General features: G+C 59.3%; 14 protein-coding genes. 11 read left to right on the top strand and 3 right to left on the bottom strand.

Translation table 11 applies throughout. The features are described from left to right. The first annotated feature begins 6 nt into the window (after positions 1 to 6). Positions 7 to 1023: a type II secretion system F family protein gene (locus WHT83_RS08105; RefSeq protein WP_108609525.1), complete on the top strand. Its 1017-nt coding sequence runs from the start codon at positions 7 to 9 to the stop codon at positions 1021 to 1023. Between the two features lie 75 nt (positions 1024 to 1098). Here the strand turns inward: WHT83_RS08105 and WHT83_RS08110 are convergent, their stop codons facing one another. Beyond that, complete coding sequence (locus WHT83_RS08110) at positions 1099 to 1908, bottom strand: tetratricopeptide repeat protein (RefSeq protein ID WP_406873496.1); 810 nt, start codon at positions 1906 to 1908, stop codon at positions 1099 to 1101. A 655-nt stretch (positions 1909 to 2563) separates the two neighbouring features. Between WHT83_RS08110 and WHT83_RS08115 the strand changes: the two genes are divergently transcribed. Continuing rightward, complete coding sequence (locus tag WHT83_RS08115) at positions 2564 to 2797, top strand: hypothetical protein (RefSeq protein ID WP_406873497.1); 234 nt, start codon at positions 2564 to 2566, stop codon at positions 2795 to 2797. A 71-nt stretch (positions 2798 to 2868) separates the two neighbouring features. After that, positions 2869 to 3090, top strand: a complete 222-nt coding sequence (locus tag WHT83_RS08120; RefSeq protein WP_406873498.1) for a hypothetical protein — start codon at positions 2869 to 2871, stop codon at positions 3088 to 3090. A gap of 24 nt (positions 3091 to 3114) precedes the next feature. Here the strand turns inward: WHT83_RS08120 and WHT83_RS08125 are convergent, their stop codons facing one another. Further along, on the bottom strand, positions 3115 to 3282 hold the full coding sequence (locus WHT83_RS08125) for a hypothetical protein (RefSeq protein ID WP_406873499.1): 168 nt from the start codon (positions 3280 to 3282) through the stop codon (positions 3115 to 3117). Positions 3283 to 4088: 806 nt separating this feature from the next. Between WHT83_RS08125 and WHT83_RS08130 the strand changes: the two genes are divergently transcribed. Together WHT83_RS08130 and WHT83_RS08135 are read left to right on the top strand one after the other, a co-directional pair. Further along, complete coding sequence (locus WHT83_RS08130) at positions 4089 to 5159, top strand: porin (protein ID WP_406873500.1); 1071 nt, start codon at positions 4089 to 4091, stop codon at positions 5157 to 5159. 107 nt (positions 5160 to 5266) lie between these two features. Then, positions 5267 to 5830, top strand: a complete 564-nt coding sequence (locus WHT83_RS08135; protein ID WP_406873501.1) for a site-specific integrase — start codon at positions 5267 to 5269, stop codon at positions 5828 to 5830. Between the two features lie 42 nt (positions 5831 to 5872). On the opposite strand, the gene WHT83_RS08140 is transcribed toward WHT83_RS08135, so the two are convergent. Further along, positions 5873 to 6595 (bottom strand): hypothetical protein, encoded by a 723-nt coding sequence (locus WHT83_RS08140; protein ID WP_406873502.1) that lies wholly within the window; start codon positions 6593 to 6595, stop codon positions 5873 to 5875. Positions 6596 to 6642: 47 nt separating this feature from the next. Between WHT83_RS08140 and WHT83_RS08145 the strand changes: the two genes are divergently transcribed. From WHT83_RS08145 to istB, 6 genes are all read left to right on the top strand, one after another. Beyond that, positions 6643 to 7461 (top strand): tyrosine-type recombinase/integrase, encoded by an 819-nt coding sequence (locus WHT83_RS08145; protein ID WP_406873503.1) that lies wholly within the window; start codon positions 6643 to 6645, stop codon positions 7459 to 7461. Positions 7462 to 7848: 387 nt separating this feature from the next. Then, positions 7849 to 9975 carry an Ig-like domain-containing protein gene (locus WHT83_RS08150; protein ID WP_406873504.1) on the top strand — a complete coding sequence of 709 codons (2127 nt, stop codon included), beginning with the start codon at positions 7849 to 7851 and terminating at the stop codon, positions 9973 to 9975. 102 nt (positions 9976 to 10077) lie between these two features. Beyond that, the gene (locus WHT83_RS08155; RefSeq protein WP_406873505.1) at positions 10078 to 11802 is read left to right on the top strand and encodes a type I secretion system permease/ATPase; all 1725 of its coding nucleotides are present in this window, start codon (positions 10078 to 10080) and stop codon (positions 11800 to 11802) included. Positions 11803 to 11806: 4 nt separating this feature from the next. Then, the gene (locus WHT83_RS08160; protein ID WP_406873506.1) at positions 11807 to 13165 is read left to right on the top strand and encodes an HlyD family type I secretion periplasmic adaptor subunit; all 1359 of its coding nucleotides are present in this window, start codon (positions 11807 to 11809) and stop codon (positions 13163 to 13165) included. A gap of 1062 nt (positions 13166 to 14227) precedes the next feature. Then, positions 14228 to 15754 carry an IS21 family transposase gene (gene istA, locus WHT83_RS08165; RefSeq protein WP_315929027.1) on the top strand — a complete coding sequence of 509 codons (1527 nt, stop codon included), beginning with the start codon at positions 14228 to 14230 and terminating at the stop codon, positions 15752 to 15754. Next, on the top strand, positions 15744 to 16556 hold the full coding sequence (istB, locus tag WHT83_RS08170) for an IS21-like element helper ATPase IstB (protein ID WP_315929025.1): 813 nt from the start codon (positions 15744 to 15746) through the stop codon (positions 16554 to 16556). The genes istA and istB overlap by 11 nt, the downstream gene beginning before the upstream one ends. Positions 16557 to 16569: the final 13 nt, after the last annotated feature.

Below are 16569 nucleotides of genomic sequence, written 5' to 3' on the forward strand. Positions count from 1 at the left end.
GCACAAATGACCGATCAAGTCGTCAAGTCGCTCACGGATCCGTCCTTCCTCATCGCACTGCTGGTCGGAATCGCTGTCTTTGCCACGGTCTTCACCGCGATGCCGTCGCTGATCGGCAATCCGCTCAAGGCGCGCATGAAAGCCGTTGCTCTGGAACGCGATGAGTTGCGCGCCAAGCAGCGCGTCCGCCTCGCCGCCGAAAGTGATCGCCGCCGTGGCGCGCTGCGCGAGCAGCAGCATGTCGGCATGCGCAACATCGTCGAGCGCCTCGACCTGCGCCGTGCGCTCGTTGACGAAGGGACGCTCAACAAGCTGAAGGTTGCCGGCTTCCGCGGCCAGAATCCTCTGACGCGCTTCCTGTTCTTTCGCCTGGTGTTGCCCTTCGTCGGCTTCGTGCTGGCGGCTGTCTACGTGTTCGCAATGGGCGGAGCCGCGGAAAAGCCGATCTTCGTCAAGATTTTCATCTGTATCGTGGCTGCCTATGCCGGTTTCTACCTGCCGGTGCTCTACGTCTCCAACCGCGCCACCAAGCGCAAGCAGTCGATCCAGCAGGCATGGCCAGATGCACTCGACCTGATGCTGATCTGCGTCGAATCGGGCATGTCGGTGGAAGCGGCGCTTCGCAAGGTCGCCGATGAGATCGGCTCGCAATCCGTCGACCTCGCCGAAGAGTTCGTGCTCACCAACGCCGAGCTTTCCTATTTGACTGAGCGCCGCCAGGCCTATGAGAACCTCGCCGCCCGCACTGGCCTCGACTCCGTCAAGTCGGTGACCCAGGCCCTGATCCAGGCAGAGCGCTACGGCACCCCGGTCGCGCATGCCCTGCGCGTGCTGGCAGCCGAAAGCCGTGACATGCGCATGAATGCTGCCGAGAAGAAGGCTGCCGCACTGCCGCCCAAGCTGACAGTGCCGATGATCCTGTTTTTCCTGCCGGTGCTGTTTGCCATCATCCTCGGCCCTGCCGGCATCCAGATCAGCGAACGCGGTCTGTTTGGCGATAAGCCGCAGTCGAGCAGCGAATAGGTTCCGCATCGCCAGTCATGAACGAAAAAGGCCGCGTCAGACGACGCGGCCTTTTTCATGTCCGGCGCTATACGGTCAGTTGGTGGTGGGCTTGTCCTCGGCCTTGATCTGGTTCCAGGCGTTTTGCTGGGCAAGCATGCTGCGGAGGTAGGCGACGTTGGCCTGTGCCTGCTCGGGGGAAAGCTCCTGGCTGGCAATCTTCTCGGCTTCGTCGAACCGTCCCTGGAGGCCGACCGCGAGCGCAAGGTTCTGGCGCACGCGGCTGTCGGCGCCCTGCTGCGAGGCGGCCGAACGCAAATAGGTCTCCGCCGATTTCAGGTCGCCCTCGAGCACATAGGACATGCCGAGGTTGGAGAGCACGGTAGGATCGTTCGGCTTGAGGTCGAGCGCCTTGCGGTAGAGGCTGCGCGCGTCCTGGGTCTGGCCAAGCTGGTCAAGGATCGCGGCCTCGGCCGAGACCAGTTTCCAGTCGGGATATTCCGGGGTCTGGGCGCGGCGCACGGCGTCGAGCGCCGGCTGCAACTCGCCCGAGGCGGCCAGCGCCTTGCCGTATGCGGCCAGCACGTCCCGGTCCTTGGGGTAGCCGATCGCGAGCTTGCGCATCACCGCCAGGGATTGGTCTGTCTGACCCTTCATCTGCAGCGCCGAGGCGTATTGCATCGCCACCGGCTTGTTGTTCGGGTTGCTGGCATAGGCGCGGCCGATCTGGTCGGTGGACCCCGCGATCGCGCCGGTCGACATGGTGTCGACCGATTTGCCGCGGCCGATCGAACCGGTGGTCATCTTGCTGGTGCCGCAACCGGCGACGCCTGCCATCAGCAGTGCCACGAAAGCCGCTCTTGCAAGGCGTTTTCCCGTTGCGTTCATCGAGCGATTGGTCAACATCGGAGGCAGGTCTCCATTCGTCCGCGTGGCCGTTCGCCGGCCATTTCCCCGCTTTGGAGAAATAATCTGTTAACCCTAACGGATGGTTAACAGTAAGGTGTTGAAAACAAAGCAACCCGTTACCGCTGATCGGGCAGAAAACACCCCGAGGGGGCGCATGTCGGCGAATCGTCGGCGGCACATCTTTTCGGAGAACTGCACCGAGGCTTCAAGCGGCGGAAGGGCTGGTCTACGATTGGCAGAAGCGCAGGTACGTGCGAGAAATTGCCCCAGCCAGTGAGGGCATGCAATGCAGCCAATCCAATCTGAAGACGGTGAGACCTGCGAGTTCTTGGTGATACCGCCGTCAGGCACATGGTTTGACCAAAACCGACGCGAGATAGCCCTGGAGCTTGAACTCCGTTTCCCAGACATGAAGTTCACGGTGACTGTGGAGTCCGGTGAGCGGGACGATAGAGCCTTCAAGCTAATCCCTATCCTAGGCGCCGCTGATACCAACCAGCCAATGCTGAAGTGGCCTTCCATGGACGTCATCGAGGATGTGTTGAATTGCCTGGCGGGGTTCATTGTGCAGTCTGAGACGAAGCCTCTCCTTCATTGAACAGGAAGAGTTGCGACTATGTCGAGCACCGGACAAGTCCTACCTGAACGCAAGATGCCAAAGCTGATCGTCGTGGCCGCATTCAACCGCGACGAGGAAGGCGACCTCAAGCCGGCCTTTGATCCGCGCCAGATGCAGAGCGAGGATGCGGCCGTCCGCCTGGCCAAGATGATCGAGAGCGAGCATGCCGGTGTTATCGCATGGTCACGAGAGGCAAATCCCGCCATTGGCGAGTACGGCGAGCCCACGATCCTCTACCAGGCTGGCAACGTGCCCGACATGGAATGATCGAGAGCGTGCTCCTTGACACGTGCTTCCCGAATGCGTGTGATGGTATGGTTGGGCCCGAGGATATGATCATGGCCGCCGCCAAATATCTCAATCACAAGCTCGAATGTCCCTATTGCGAGACAATTCGCTTGCGGATCCCGGAGGATGCGTCGGCCGATACGCCAATATCTTGCGATGACTGCGGGGAGTATCTCGGCACTTGGGACGAACTGCTAACGGATCTCGAAAAGCAGGGCGGGACCCACGGCGCGTTTCGGTTGGAAAAGGGCCGTATCAGGAAGATTGGCTAACCGTCGAAGACACGCCTGCCGGCGCTAACGTTTTTTCGCTAGGAGCCTGGCTTCCCTTAAAAGCGACGGCCACTCATATCCGATCAGGGCGATGAGCTCCCGAGCTTGCTCTTCAGTGATGGTGGCTTCTTTCATTAAACGCCCAACCATAGCGTTGTCAGTGCTCTGCAGTTTGCTCGGTTCGTCGGTCATTTTTAAACATTTCCCTGGCGCCGAAACGTATTCATGGCCCGGCGGTTCCGCCCTATTCTTGAACCCTCGATGAAGGGCTTCCAAAACGACAAAGGCCCAAGCCTTTCCTACACACCCTCCGGCGGGGACGAAGAAGCAGTTTACATGGTCTTCGGTGGGATGGAGGCAAATTTGGAAAGACGTGTCGCCCGAGGTCAACTCGTCACCATAGGGATTCTGTAGTGGTGGGGGTGGGGCGCCGTTATGCCGCCCGTTGTCTTGCCCCGTAGAACACGAACACGCAGGTCGAAACAACGGCCTTTCATACGACAGCGCGGCGCGAAAGGACTTTCGCCACGGTCATCGAAGTTTTGAAGCCGCTTGCATTGGCCTATGCTGCCAATGCGGCGAGTGAGTTGGACGCTGCTCCCCCGCACGTGATCCCACGGAGCAATCGAGCGATGCAGTTCGAGCTAGCATTAAGGTCTATCGCAAGAAGCCAGGAGGAGAATCATCATTGTCACCACGTGCTTCCCTTCTGAACGGGTCCCCTTGTGCAGTTAGGGCTTTAGGCGCTTCAAGTATTAACAGAAATCTAATGCGCCCCCTCAAATCGTGGCTTTTCTGCCACACGCGAATTGGATAGCGCGGCTCAGCGTGTACGTTTGGCACGTTGGCTGTTGAACCGCATCGGCTCATAGGTAATGTCGGGGTCGAAGAGGGAGCGCGGTGCGCATCTTTTTCAAACGGGGATGGGGCAGGGAACGCTGTCCTTCAGCAAAAAATACCCAGACCCTCTTTTGAAACTTTTGACTGGAGGTCAGAAAATGAACATTAAGAGCCTTCTTCTCGGCTCCGCTGCGGCTCTGCTCGCAGTCTCCGGCGCTCGTGCGGCCGACGCTGTCGTCGTCGCTGAGCCGGAACCCATGGAATACGTCCGCATCTGCGACGTTTACGGCGCGGGCTTCTACTACATCCCCGGCACCGAGACCTGCCTCAAGGTCGGCGGCCTCGTTCGTTACCAGATCAACTGGGACGACAACGATGATGGCTGGCGCAAGGAAACCACCGCTCGTGTGAACCTCGACGCCCGTTCGGAAACTGAATACGGCACGTTCCGCCGCTTCATCGAGCTGAACTTCCGCCACAACGGCGGCGAGTTCACTGAAAACGACGATCTGGCCGATTATTACGATTACTCGGACACGCAGGATTCCTGGATCCGTTATGCGTTCTTCGAGCTCGGCGGTCTGATGGTCGGTCGTAACGACACCCTCTGGGACGGCGGTTTGGCGGGCGAGTTCGACGCCGGCGGCGGCGACTTCATCAACTCGATCCGCTACACCTTCGACGCCGGCAACGGCATTGCGGTGTCGCTCGCTCTCGAAGAAGAAGACAACAACTTCGACTACATCCCGCTCGTAGTCGGCAAGGTTTCGGTGTCGCAGGGCTGGGGTTCGGTCGACCTGTTCGCTGCCTATGACGATCGCTTCGAAGAGTTCGCCCTCAAGGGTATCGCCAACATCAAGGCGACCGACGCTCTGACCCTTCAGCTGCTCGCAGCTTACGAGTCCGGCCCGACCTGGCTGAGCCTCGGCGACTTCTATTCGGGTTACGAATGGTCGGTTGGTGGTTACCTGAAGTACCAGGTCAGCGAGAAGCTGGCAGTTGGCTTCGGTGGTCAGTACTTTGCTGATCAGCACATCGGTCTGCTGAATCCTGATGGCACGGCGCTCGCAGTTCTCGAATCCGGCAACGACGACTGGTCGATCGGTGCAGTCATCGACTACACGATCGTCGAGAACCTGAATGCTAAGCTCGCCCTCAACTACGACGACGGCGACAGCTTCGTGGACGGCTCGTTCAACGGCTTCCTCCGTCTCGACGCTTCGTTCTAATCAGCTAAGCTGACTTAGATTGATGGCCCGCGGTCTTAGGATCGCGGGCCATTTTCATTTGTGCTTAAATAGCGCAGTTTCTTCTCCGCCGATTTGGTGGATGATATATGGCTGATTTCCACAACCTGTCTAAGGCTCGCGCACAACGGGAAGGACTTCCGCCAGTTCGGTTTCTGGACGGGAAAGAGGAAACAGCTTTGTTCGCTGCCCTCCGCACTCAATCGGAAGTTTATTATAGTCTCTCAATCTTTCTCCTTGATACTGGCGCCCGGATTGGAGAGGCCACCGCGCTCAAGTGGGCGTCAGTAGCCGAACAATGCGTGACGTTCGAGCAGGGAAAGACAACGATAAAGCGAACGATACCACTAACAAAACGGGCAGCGCGTGTCATGGCTGGCCAGCGTGAGAACGGCGACGGACCTTACGTCTCGGTAAGGCTCCAAGCCTATCGAGCGGCCTGGAAAAACGCCAAGCATGACGCCGGGATCTTCGACGCGAACCTCGTTCCCACCGTCTTAAGACACACGTGCGCGGTGCGACTTGTTAAAGGCGGCGTCGACTTGCGTACCGTCCAAAAGTGGCTAGGTCATCGATCGCTCGCGATGACGATGCGCTATGCGCAGTTTGCCGAGACCGACCTGGAAGCATGTGTCCGGGTTCTAGAGCGATGACTTGCCGTTGCCGTTAAATCTCAGAGCGTAGGGGACGCCCAACTACTTCGGGCCGATTTCCGGCAGCCGCATGGTATTCGCATAAGCCCGCGCTGCCCGAACCACATCTTGCACACGATCCATTTTTAGAAGATCAATGGGCAAATAGCCGTCAAGCTCGTCACACGGTCTGCTGAGCCAATACCAAGTCAACCTAGGATGGCCGATCAACTCGCTCACCTCAGCGATTCCATTCGCTGGGCGGCCATCTACGAACTGTGCCAGCGGAAACACGTGCCTCTTACCGCCCGCTAGGAGCGCGATTACTTCGTTCCGTCTTTGCCAGCGATGGAGTGTAGAACGGGGGATCCCATAGTTTTCCTCTAGGAATGTTGGTCCTGCTGATGGTCCTAACCAGTCGTGTAAGGCGACCACTGAAAGCGGATTCGGGATGGGTGTAGGGTAGTGGCTCGGCTTGATGGTGTTGCCGTCCGCAGCCCGCTGCGCGAGGAGTTCCTGTCTCGTTGCCCCTGCCAACTCCGCGATAAAACTGTCGAGCTTATCTCCGATGTCGTTGAGATCCGTAGTGAGCGCCGCCTGCCTTTTCAGTGACAGGAAAACATAGGAAGTCGCCGCAACCCCGGCTAACTTAGCTGCGCTGATGATGGCTGGGCGCTTTAAGTCGGGATCGAGCCGTGCAAGCAGTTGCTCGATCTCGCCAGCTATGAGGCTAACCATGTCCTCTTTTCTGAATTTTTGGGGACGTTGGGGGGCATCAGCGGTCAACAAACTCTCCTATGCTAGAAACTCGAACACGGGGGGCCCGATCATTGATGGACGATGACCTGGCAGCAGTATTGGACGTGCTCAAGTTCCGTTTATGGCCCAACCCTGCACACCGTTACAATGCTGAGCTTGCGATCAATGAGTTGGACAGGCTCGCCGGGTGCTGTGGACTCGTCGCGACAGCGCTAGCCATCGACCAAACAGTTACCCGATACCGGAACGCCGGCAATTCAGATGCTACGATCAACCGGAAACTGTCTTTCTTCCGCAAGTTGATAGGAGGCGCATTAGAGGCAGGGTATATACGTGAAGCCCCAAGAGTAGACAGACTGCCAGAAAGTTCCAAAGCACAGCCAGTACTCAGCGAGGACCAAATCAATCGAGCGCTCGCTTTGCTCGAAGTCATTGACCGCGAAGCATTTCAGCTTATCGCCTTCCTTGCCGATAGTGGAGCGACGATCAAGGAAGCCCTTGCACTGAGGTGGTCTGACATTACTTACCGGCACGTGACATTTTGGTCTGCGACCGGCTATGCGCGAACGATTCCACTCACCCAGCGGGCTTCAAAAGCGCTGACATTCCGGCCGGACCTCCCTCAAGGGCCGTTTTCCGCAGTCAAACTGAGAGAGCTTCGGGTAAACTGGCGGCGCTCGCAAATTGACGCCGGGGTTCAGGCACCAATTTCCCCCTCTGGTCTCCGATATTCCTGCGAAGCTCGGTTGGTAAAGCAAGGTGTTGATACAAAATCGATCCATCGTTGGCTGGGATATCGGACGCCGCGGACGTCATTGAGATTTCCGACATCGGATGATCTTCGTGGAGTGCAGACTGTTCTAGAGAGTGGTCGTGCCCAGGAACGACGATGAGCCAAGAAACCAGCCTCGCGCTGTTAGCTGGGTTGCATTAAGCCATGATGAGTGCGCGCGCACTGACATGGAAAGCCCGGATGTTGTCATATACATCGTTCGATATACATCGATGTAATTAAAAAATAACAGACGAGGTCCGTATTACTGTTTTGACAGTCGTGATCGTTTAAGAGTAGCTTATGGATAATTTCCGTTTGTACCGGAAGATACTGTCGAATGGAGAAGGTGCTGTTTAGCTATGCAATTCGCATGGTCGAACGAAGATTTTGATGAATCAAAGAAACTGAGGGAACGATCTCAATAGCTCATTGAAACAAGCTGGTGTCGGCCAGCTCTGGCCTCAGGCGCGGACGCACCCCAGCCGTGGAATAGGGAGAACGAGCGATGGCCATCGTGGTGAAGGGCGGGCAAGACGACCAGATCACAACCGGATCGGCAAATGACATCATCTTTGCCGGCGGCGGTAACAACACCGTCAATGCCGGTGACGGCAACAACACCGTGGCGGCGGGCGCCGGCAACGATGACATCACCACCGGCAGCGGCAACGACGCCATCAACGCCGGTAACGGCAACAACACCATCCATGCCGGCGATGGCAACAATGCCGTCAACACCGGTAACGGCCTGGATGAGGTCGTTACTGGATCGGGTGACGATGCTGTCAACACGGGAGGCGGCGACGATACGGTCTCGCTCGGCGGCGGCGACAACACCGCCTATCTCGGCAGCGGTAACGACACGGTCAACTTCGTCTGGACCGAGGGCGCCGGTAACCGCAACGTCTTCTACGGCCAAGGCGGGCAGGATAAGCTTCGGATCACGCTCACCGCGGACGAAGCCCAGAACACAGCAGTCCTGGCAGACCTGGCGGCCTTCCAGGCGCATCTCGCAACCGGCTCGGACAATCCTTTCCGGTTCACCGCAATCAACCTCGCCGTGGCCGATTTCGAGAGCGTCGAGCTCATCGCGCCAGTATTGGCAAGCGACGACACGGCCGAAGTCGAGGAAAACGGCGCGCCCGTCGCCATCGACGTGCTGGCGAACGATACCGATCTTCTCGCTCCGGATAACAGCGCGCTGTCGGTGACCGATTTTGACGACTCGGGCGTGCCGGCCGGCGCGAGCCTGACGCTCAATCCCGACAACACGTTCAGTTTCGATCCGGGCACGGCCTTCGACCACTTGGCCGCCGGCGAAAAGGCACTAGTGCAGTTCACCTACACTGTGTCTGACAATCAGGGCTTCGAGGACACCGCCACGGCGACCGTCACCATCACCGGCACCAACGACGATCCGGTGATCAGCGTCGGCGCTGGCGACAGCAGCGCGACGACGCTGGCCGAGACCGATGCCGCGCTGACCACCGGCGGCACACTGACGGTCACCGACGTGGACCTGTCGGACACGGTGAGCCCAAACGTGCAGTCTGTCGTGGCGAGCGGCACTACGTTGGGGCTCGGCCCTGACAACGCGGCGCTCCTGGCGATGCTGACCGTTTCGCCGGCGACGATCGATGCCAACAGCGGGGACGCGAACAACCTCACGTGGTCGTTCAACTCAGGCTCCGAAGCCTTCGATTACCTGGGAGCCGGCGAGAGCCTGGTACTGACCTACACGGTGCGTACCGCCGACGGCGCCGGGGCTTTTGACGAGCAGACGTTGATGGTGACGGTGACGGGCACGACCGACGAAGCACAGGTCGTTACCGATCCGCTCGTAATCTCCGCGACGTCTCAGTTTGCTCCGAACCAGGATCTAACGTTTGGCTCATTCTTTGGCATGGGCAAAGATCCCGTAACGGGTGAGTTCTATATCTCCAGAGGCTACGGGGAGGTAGGTGACGGCTCTCTGGTTCACAAGTTTGCAAATTCAACTGATTTCATTTCCGGCAATGCGGCGTCGAGCTTCTATTTAAGCCAGCAGGACATTGCGGGAACATACTTCTCTGCCCATGCGGGGAAGATCATCGGCAGAAGTGATCCAACTGATGGCAATTGGCCCGACGATACCAAATTGGGTCAATGGGATGGCACTACAGGCGGGCTCGATCTTGTCACGTCATCGCTGCCCGTGATCGGCGGCGACAACTTTGATGACAGCTTCGACTGGGGCGGCTTCTCCGCTCCGGCGGTTATGCAGAGCGACGCCGGAATGTTCGTATTCGGCAAGGTCGACACGTCCAGTAGCAACTGGCAACTCATCCAGATTGACCCTACGACGTTGTCACCTGTGGCGACAGAGACGTTCAGTCTGACAGACCGCCCCGGCTTCGCATTTATGGTAGATCATTTCCTGTTCATAGGAGATGATTATAATTCTGAAAAAATATCGAATGTTTTCGATTTCGAGACAGGTACGATGATGTCAGTCGATGTCACGTTCTCGACACCTGAGATAAATGACTACATTTCAAACTCCTTGTATGATGAAGAAACCGACACGCTTTACTTGGCCAGCGCTGGGGATGTTTATGTCTACCAGTCTGTATCCCAACAATTGTTCGCCTGAGGATCGGAGGAGTTGATGGACACTACTCTCCTGCCCAACCAAGGCTATGGGTCTCCGATAGTCGCGGATCACGCCTTCATAGCCAGTTAGGGCGGACGGGCGGTGACGCGGGGGGCTGGAGGATTGCGAAGGGCGCTGCGGCAATGCTTCGCAGCGCTTTTCGGCGTCGGCATCTTTTCCGCCATCGCCAACATCCTTGGCCTGACCGGAGCCATCTACATGCTCCAGGTCTACGATCGCGTGCTGCCATCGCGTAGCGTGCCGACCCTGGTCGGAATCACGGTGGCGATGGCCGGGCTTTATCTCACCTACGGCCTGCTTGATTTGGTCAGGCTGAGGCTTTTGGTGCGCATCGGCAACCGCTTCGACCACAGCCTCCGCAAGGAAGCCTTCGCTGCCCTGCTGCTTTTGCCGCTGCGGGCAGGCCCGGAAGGGAACCGGATCCAGCCGCTGCGCGACCTCGACCAGATCCGGGGTTTCCTCTCGGGGATGGGCCCGGCCGCCTTCTTCGACCTGCCGTGGATCCCGTTCTATTTGGCCGTCATCTGGGTGATGCATCCTTCGCTCGGCATCCTGTCGTGCATCGGAGCAGCGGCCATCGTGATCCTGACACTCTTCACCGAGCTGATGGGACGGGGGCCATCGCGCCGCGCCACTGAAACCGGCGTTACCCGTGGGCTCCAGGCGGACGCCGCGCGCCGCAACGCGGAAGCCATCGGGGCGATGGGCCTGCAGCGCAGGATCGCCTCGATCTGGAATGCACAAAACATGCGCTTCCTCAAGGAGCAGCAGCGTGTCTCCGACCTCGTGAGCGCCGCCGGAGCGTTGTCCCGGGCGCTCAGGATGATGCTGCAATCGCTGGTGTTGGGCCTGGGGGCTTGGCTGGTTATCGAGGGTGAAGCATCGTCGGGTGTCATCATCGCATCGTCAGTCATGTTCGCCCGCGCGCTCGCCCCCGTCGACATGGCGATCGCCCACTGGAGAGGGTTCATGGCCGCACGCCAGAGCTGGAATCAGCTCGGGCGGACGCTCAACATGCTGTCAGCCGCAAGAGAGCCGATGGCGTTGCCGCGCCCGGTGCGGAGCCTATCCGTCGAGAACCTGGCCGTCGCAGCGCCCGGTCGGCAGAAGCCGCTCGTCCAGAACGTCACTTTCTCGCTTCAGAAGGGGGATGGCCTCGGAGTGATCGGACCGAGCGCATCAGGTAAGTCCACGCTGGTGCGCGCCATCGTCGGCGTATGGCAGCCGGCCCGCGGCACAGTCCGCTTCGATGGGGCGGCGGTCGATCAGTGGGACGCGGAGGCACTCGGACGCGATATCGGTTACCTGCCGCAAGATATCGAACTCTTCGAGGGCACTGTTGCCGAAAACATCAGCCGCTTCGATCCGGGCGCTGATCCAAGAGACATTCTTGCCGCAGCGGAAACCGCAGGCATCCATGAGATGATCCTGCGGTTGCCCGACGGTTTCCAGACGCGTGTAGGCGAAGGCGGCATGGAGCTGTCGGCCGGCCAGCGCCAACTCGTCGGACTCGCCCGTGCCCTTTACGGCAATCCTTTCCTGGTCGTTCTGGACGAACCCAACTCCAATCTTGACGCTGACGGCGAAACGGCCCTCGCGGCGGCGATCGCATCGGTCCGCCGCCGCGGCGGGATTATCATCGTGGTTGCCCATCGCCCTTCTGCGCTCGCCAATCTCGACCGGCTGCTGGTCCTGGCGGGGGGCTTGGCGCAAGCTTTCGGCCCGAAGAACGAAGTCCTTGCCGCCGTCACACGGCCTGTTGTTCATGCCGCTCCGAACGTCGTTCAGCTGCCGGAAAAGGGGTGAAGCAGTGTCCGCGATCTTGAGACTGCACCCTTCCAACGCCGGCCCGATGCCGGAGCAGGCCGACGCCGATCTCCCGGGTGCCGGCGACGGCATCCGCGGGAACCTTGCCCTCGGTGCGGCGGTGACGTCCTTGTTGGTCGGTGGGCTCGGCGCATGGGCTGCGACGACGACGCTGGCCGGAGCGGTGATCGCGCCTGGAACCGTGGTCGTCGAGAGCAATGTCAAGAAGGTGCAGCATCAGGAAGGTGGCATCGTCGGCGAGTTGCTGGCCCGCGAAGGCGACCGCGTCAATGCGGGTGACACTCTCATCCGGCTCGACGAAACCATGACGCGCGCGAACCTTGAAATCGTCAGCCAGCAACACGATCGCACCGTCGCTCGCCAAGCCCGCCTCCGCGCCGAGTTGTTGGACCTTCCAGAAATCACAGTACCGGAAAACCTCGCCTCGCGGGTCAACGATCCCGACGTCGCCGCCATCCTCGAGGGCGAACGAGCATTGTTCAGGAGCCGTTCGGGGGCCCTGGCAGGTCTGAAGTCGCAGCTCGCGGCCCGCTCCGGGCAGTTGCGGCAGCAGATCGAAGGGCTTGCGGCGCAGAAGAAGGCAACTGCCGACTCCGCCGCACTGATCGAAAAGGATCTGGAGAAGCTGCAGGCCCTCTATACGAAGAAGCTGGTCTCGATGGAGCGCATAGGCGAACTTCAACTGGAGCTGTCGCGCCTACGGGGCGATTCAGGCCGCCTCGCAGCGGCGGTCGCAGAGACCGAGGGCAGGATCAGCGAAACGACCCTGCAAGCGCTGCAGCTCGATGAAGAACTTCGCAAGGAGGTCAATGAGGAACTCCGAGAGCTCGAGGGCAAGGAGGCCGAGCTGGCTGAGCGGAGGCTGGTTGCGAAAGACCAACTGCGGCGGATGGGGATCCAAGCCCCGCAATCCGGATTCGTCCAGGAACTCGCAGTTCATACGGTTGGCGGTGTCATTGCGCCGGGCGAGGTGGTCATGCTGATCGTCCCTGAACAGGACCGGCTTGTGATCGACGCGATGGTTGCACCCCAAAGCATCGACGAACTTAAACCGGGGCAAGAGGTTTCGATTCGGCTTCCTGCCTTCGATGCGAACACTACCCCAGAATGCAGGGGAACCCTCGACCGGGTCTCGGCGGACATCGTCCGCGATCCGCAGCAGAAGACATCCTACTTCGTCGCCAGGACGACCTTGGACGATCGGGAGCCCTGCCTGGGTGGCTTGAGGCTTCTCCAGCCCGGGATGCCGGCGGAGGTCCACATCAGGACGGCAGACCGCACAGTGTGGTCCTACTTTATGAAGCCGCTCTTCGATCAGATGTCACGGGCGTTCAAGGATTAGTAGGAGAGGGTCATCGGCTCAGATACAATCGCATAGCTGGTAGCCGCTTCTAGTGCGAGCTGACGTTTTGTTGCGGATCGTGATGGGCGGCTTTCGCAGAGCAAGACTTGGGGGCGGTATCAGCTTACCATTGAAGTCGGCTGGCGAGGCTAGCTCCAATTGCCGACTAGCACTTCGCCAGCGCCATCGGATATGATGAATGACCGACCATCCATGGGGCACGCTTTGCTTGACTTGTTAAAACTTGCAGGCACCGCGCCAGGGCGAAGGAGGCCCGCTCCCTAAAGGAGCGGGTCTTTTAGTTTGGTCTCGCAGGCAAAGTGTTAGTTGTTGGTAGAGCGCAGGACGGGGTCGGGGACGCGCTCAACATCGCGACCATATCAAAACGAATCTTATCAGCTAATGCTTTTTGACGCCTATAGTAGTGCGCGCCAGTACGAGGCCCCCCTGTCCGGCGACAGGTCACGGGGTCTCGTGGGTCTGGCTTGGCGACTGCTAGGAAATCCTACCGCTTAGCTTGTCTTTGTTGCACCCTGGCCCGGCACGCAGGGCTTAGCTCGGACAGCATGTTGCGGAGATTGCAGTCACCGCGCCGGCTTGTTCCGCACAACCGCTTCCTGTCATCTGCACAAGCGCCTTCTCCCTTAGTTGAATTCTGCCGGGGCGCCTTACCCCTCTTTTTCATCTCGGGTTCGACAATAGCTCGGCACATCGTAGAGAGCTGATCGACATATCGGCTCAATTTGCATTCATGTCGCGGTATTCCCGCACATAACCGTGCCCGGTCGCTCTTGCAGCTATCGGGTTTTTTCTCGGCAATGGCACCGTTTGGAACTAGAAGCGTTAATGAAAGAAGGGAATTGCATAGCCAAATCCTCGCGGATGTCATGCCATTTTTCCTCCCTAAGTGACCTTTTCGTTGCATCGGCACGTTAGCAGTTTGGCTATTATGTTGATTGCCACTGAGAACTGACCCGGCGCAGCCCAATATTTCCATTGAGAATTGACCCATGTTTGAACCCTCCCTCGCATGTTTTCAGCGGGGGCTATGGAGTGATCGACATGGCGTTATTGAGCGTGATCCGACGCTGGCATTTTCGAGAGCATCTATCGATCCGGGAGATTTGCCGCAGGACTGGCCTATCCCGGAATACCATCCGCAAGTATCTCCGTGCCGACGGCGTAGAGCCGAAGTTCAAGGTCCCGGAGCGTCCGAGCAAACTTGACCCGTTTGCGGATCGGTTATCGGCCTGGCTGAAGACGGAATCCAAGAAGGGCCGCAAGCAGAAGCGGACGATGAAGCAGTTGCATGCCGACCTTATAAGCCTCGGCTATGAGGGTTCCTATAACCGCGTGGCGGCTTTTGCTCGGGAATGGCGGGAGGATCGGCAGAGGGAGTTGCAAACTACTGGCCGCGGGACGTTTGTGCCCCTGGCGTTCGAGCCGGGCGAAGCCTTCCAGTTCGATTGGTCGGAGGACTGGGCGATCATCGGCAATGAGCGCACCAAGCTCCAGGTAGCGCATACGAAGCTGAGCTACAGCCGGGCCTTCATCGTCCGGGCCTACCTCCTGCAGACGCATGAGATGCTGTTTGACGCCCACAATCATGCATTCCGCGTCTTTGGTGGCATTCCGGGTCGCGGCATCTACGACAATATGCGCACGGCGATCGACAAGGTCGGACGTGGCAAGGAACGTGACATCAATGTCCGTTTCCAGGCGATGGCCAGCCACTATCTGTTCGAGCCGGAGTTCTGCAATCCGGCTTCTGGCTGGGAGAAGGGACAGGTCGAGAAGAACGTGCAGGACGCGCGTCACCGCCTCTGGCAGCCCACGCCGCGCTTTCCGTCGCTGGCAGCACTCAATGAATGGCTGGAGCAGCGCTGCAAGGAACTATGGGCACAGACGCCGCATGGTCAGATGCGTGGCACCATTGCCGACATCTGGGCTGAGGAGGCTCAGGCTCTGATGCCAGTTTCCCGGCTCTTCGACGGTTTTGTAGAATACACCAAGCGGGTCTCGCCCACCTGCCTCGTGCATCTGGAACGCAACCGCTACAGCGTCCCGGCTTCCTTTGCCAACCGGCCGGTGAGCCTGCGGGTCTACCCGGATCGTGTCGTTGTCGCCGCGGAAGGTCAGATCGTCTGCGAGCATCGGCGCGTCATCGATCGTTCCCATGATCGGCCGGGGCAGACTATCTACGACTGGCGACATTATCTGGCGGTCGTGCAGCGCAAGCCGGGCGCTCTTCGCAACGGCGCACCGTTCGCCGAGCTTCCCGACGCGTTCCGGACTCTGCAGCAGTATTTGCTCAAGAAGCCGGGCGGCGACCGCGAGATGGTCGATATCCTGGCGCTCGTGCTTCAGCACGATGAACAGGCCGTTCTGTCGGCGGTCGATATGGCACTGAAGTCCGGCGTTCCAACCAAGACGCATGTGCTGAACTTGCTACATCGCCTTGTCGACGGCAAATCCTTCACACCACCGACCATCGAGGCGCCTCAGGCCCTAACGCTCATCAACGAGCCCAAGGCCAATGTCGAACGATACGATGCCCTGAGAAAGACGGAGGCCCGCCATGCGTCATAATCCGGCAAGCGGCGCTATCGTCATCATGCTGCGGCAACTGAAGATGCACGGCATGGCGCAGGCAGTCGGCGAGTTGACCGAACAGGGATCGCCGGCGTTCGAGGGCGCCATTCCGATCCTGTCACAGCTTCTCAAGGCGGAGACGGCGGAACGAGAGGTGCGATCGACGGCCTATCAGCTCAAGACCGCACGCTTTCCAGCCTACCGCGATCTGAACGGCTTCGACTTCGCCAGCAGTGAGATCAACGAGGCGCTCGTGCGCCAGCTCCATCGCTGCGAGTTCCTCGACGAGGCCAACAACATCGTTCTGGTCGGCGGCCCCGGCACGGGCAAGACGCATATCGCCACGGCGATCGGCGTCCAGGCCATCGAACATCATCACAAACGGGTCCGCTTCTTCTCGACCGTGGAACTGGTCAACGCGTTGGAGCAGGAGAAAGCACAGGGACGTTCTGGCCAGATCGCCAATCGCCTTGTCCATTCCGATGTCGTCATTCTCGACGAGCTGGGATACCTGCCGTTCAGTGCGTCCGGCGGTGCGCTGCTCTTCCATCTGCTGAGCAAACTCTACGAGCGCACCAGCGTCATCATCACCACCAACCTAAGCTTCAGCGAGTGGGCCAGCGTCTTCGGCGACGCGAAGATGACCACCGCGCTGCTCGACCGGCTCACCCATCATTGCCACATCCTCGAAACCGGAAATGACAGCTTCCGCTTCAAGAACAGCTCGGCGCATGAGACCAAAAGCAAAAAGGAGAAAGGCAGGAACTTGACCCAAGCCACAGACCCGAAACATACCTAATAGGCGGGTCAAT

Source organism: Aminobacter sp. P9b, from assembly GCF_045345995.1.
GTDB classification, from domain to species: Bacteria; Pseudomonadota; Alphaproteobacteria; order Rhizobiales; family Rhizobiaceae; genus Aminobacter; species Aminobacter niigataensis.

Excerpts from the sequence above, each read along its gene's own strand:
- WHT83_RS08105 (WP_108609525.1), top strand. The coding sequence starts at position 7 with ATGACCGATCAAGTCGTCAAGTCGCTCACGGATCCGTCCTTCCTCATC.
- WHT83_RS08110 (WP_406873496.1), bottom strand. The coding sequence starts at position 1,908 with ATGTTGACCAATCGCTCGATGAACGCAACGGGAAAACGCCTTGCAAGA.
- WHT83_RS08115 (WP_406873497.1), top strand. The coding sequence starts at position 2,564 with ATGCCAAAGCTGATCGTCGTGGCCGCATTCAACCGCGACGAGGAAGGC.
- WHT83_RS08120 (WP_406873498.1), top strand. The coding sequence starts at position 2,869 with ATGGCCGCCGCCAAATATCTCAATCACAAGCTCGAATGTCCCTATTGC.
- WHT83_RS08125 (WP_406873499.1), bottom strand. The coding sequence starts at position 3,282 with ATGACCGACGAACCGAGCAAACTGCAGAGCACTGACAACGCTATGGTT.
- WHT83_RS08130 (WP_406873500.1), top strand. The coding sequence starts at position 4,089 with ATGAACATTAAGAGCCTTCTTCTCGGCTCCGCTGCGGCTCTGCTCGCA.
- WHT83_RS08135 (WP_406873501.1), top strand. The coding sequence starts at position 5,267 with ATGGCTGATTTCCACAACCTGTCTAAGGCTCGCGCACAACGGGAAGGA.
- WHT83_RS08145 (WP_406873503.1), top strand. The coding sequence starts at position 6,643 with ATGGACGATGACCTGGCAGCAGTATTGGACGTGCTCAAGTTCCGTTTA.
- WHT83_RS08150 (WP_406873504.1), top strand. The coding sequence starts at position 7,849 with ATGGCCATCGTGGTGAAGGGCGGGCAAGACGACCAGATCACAACCGGA.
- istA (WP_315929027.1), top strand. The coding sequence starts at position 14,228 with ATGGCGTTATTGAGCGTGATCCGACGCTGGCATTTTCGAGAGCATCTA.
- istB (WP_315929025.1), top strand. The coding sequence starts at position 15,744 with ATGCGTCATAATCCGGCAAGCGGCGCTATCGTCATCATGCTGCGGCAA.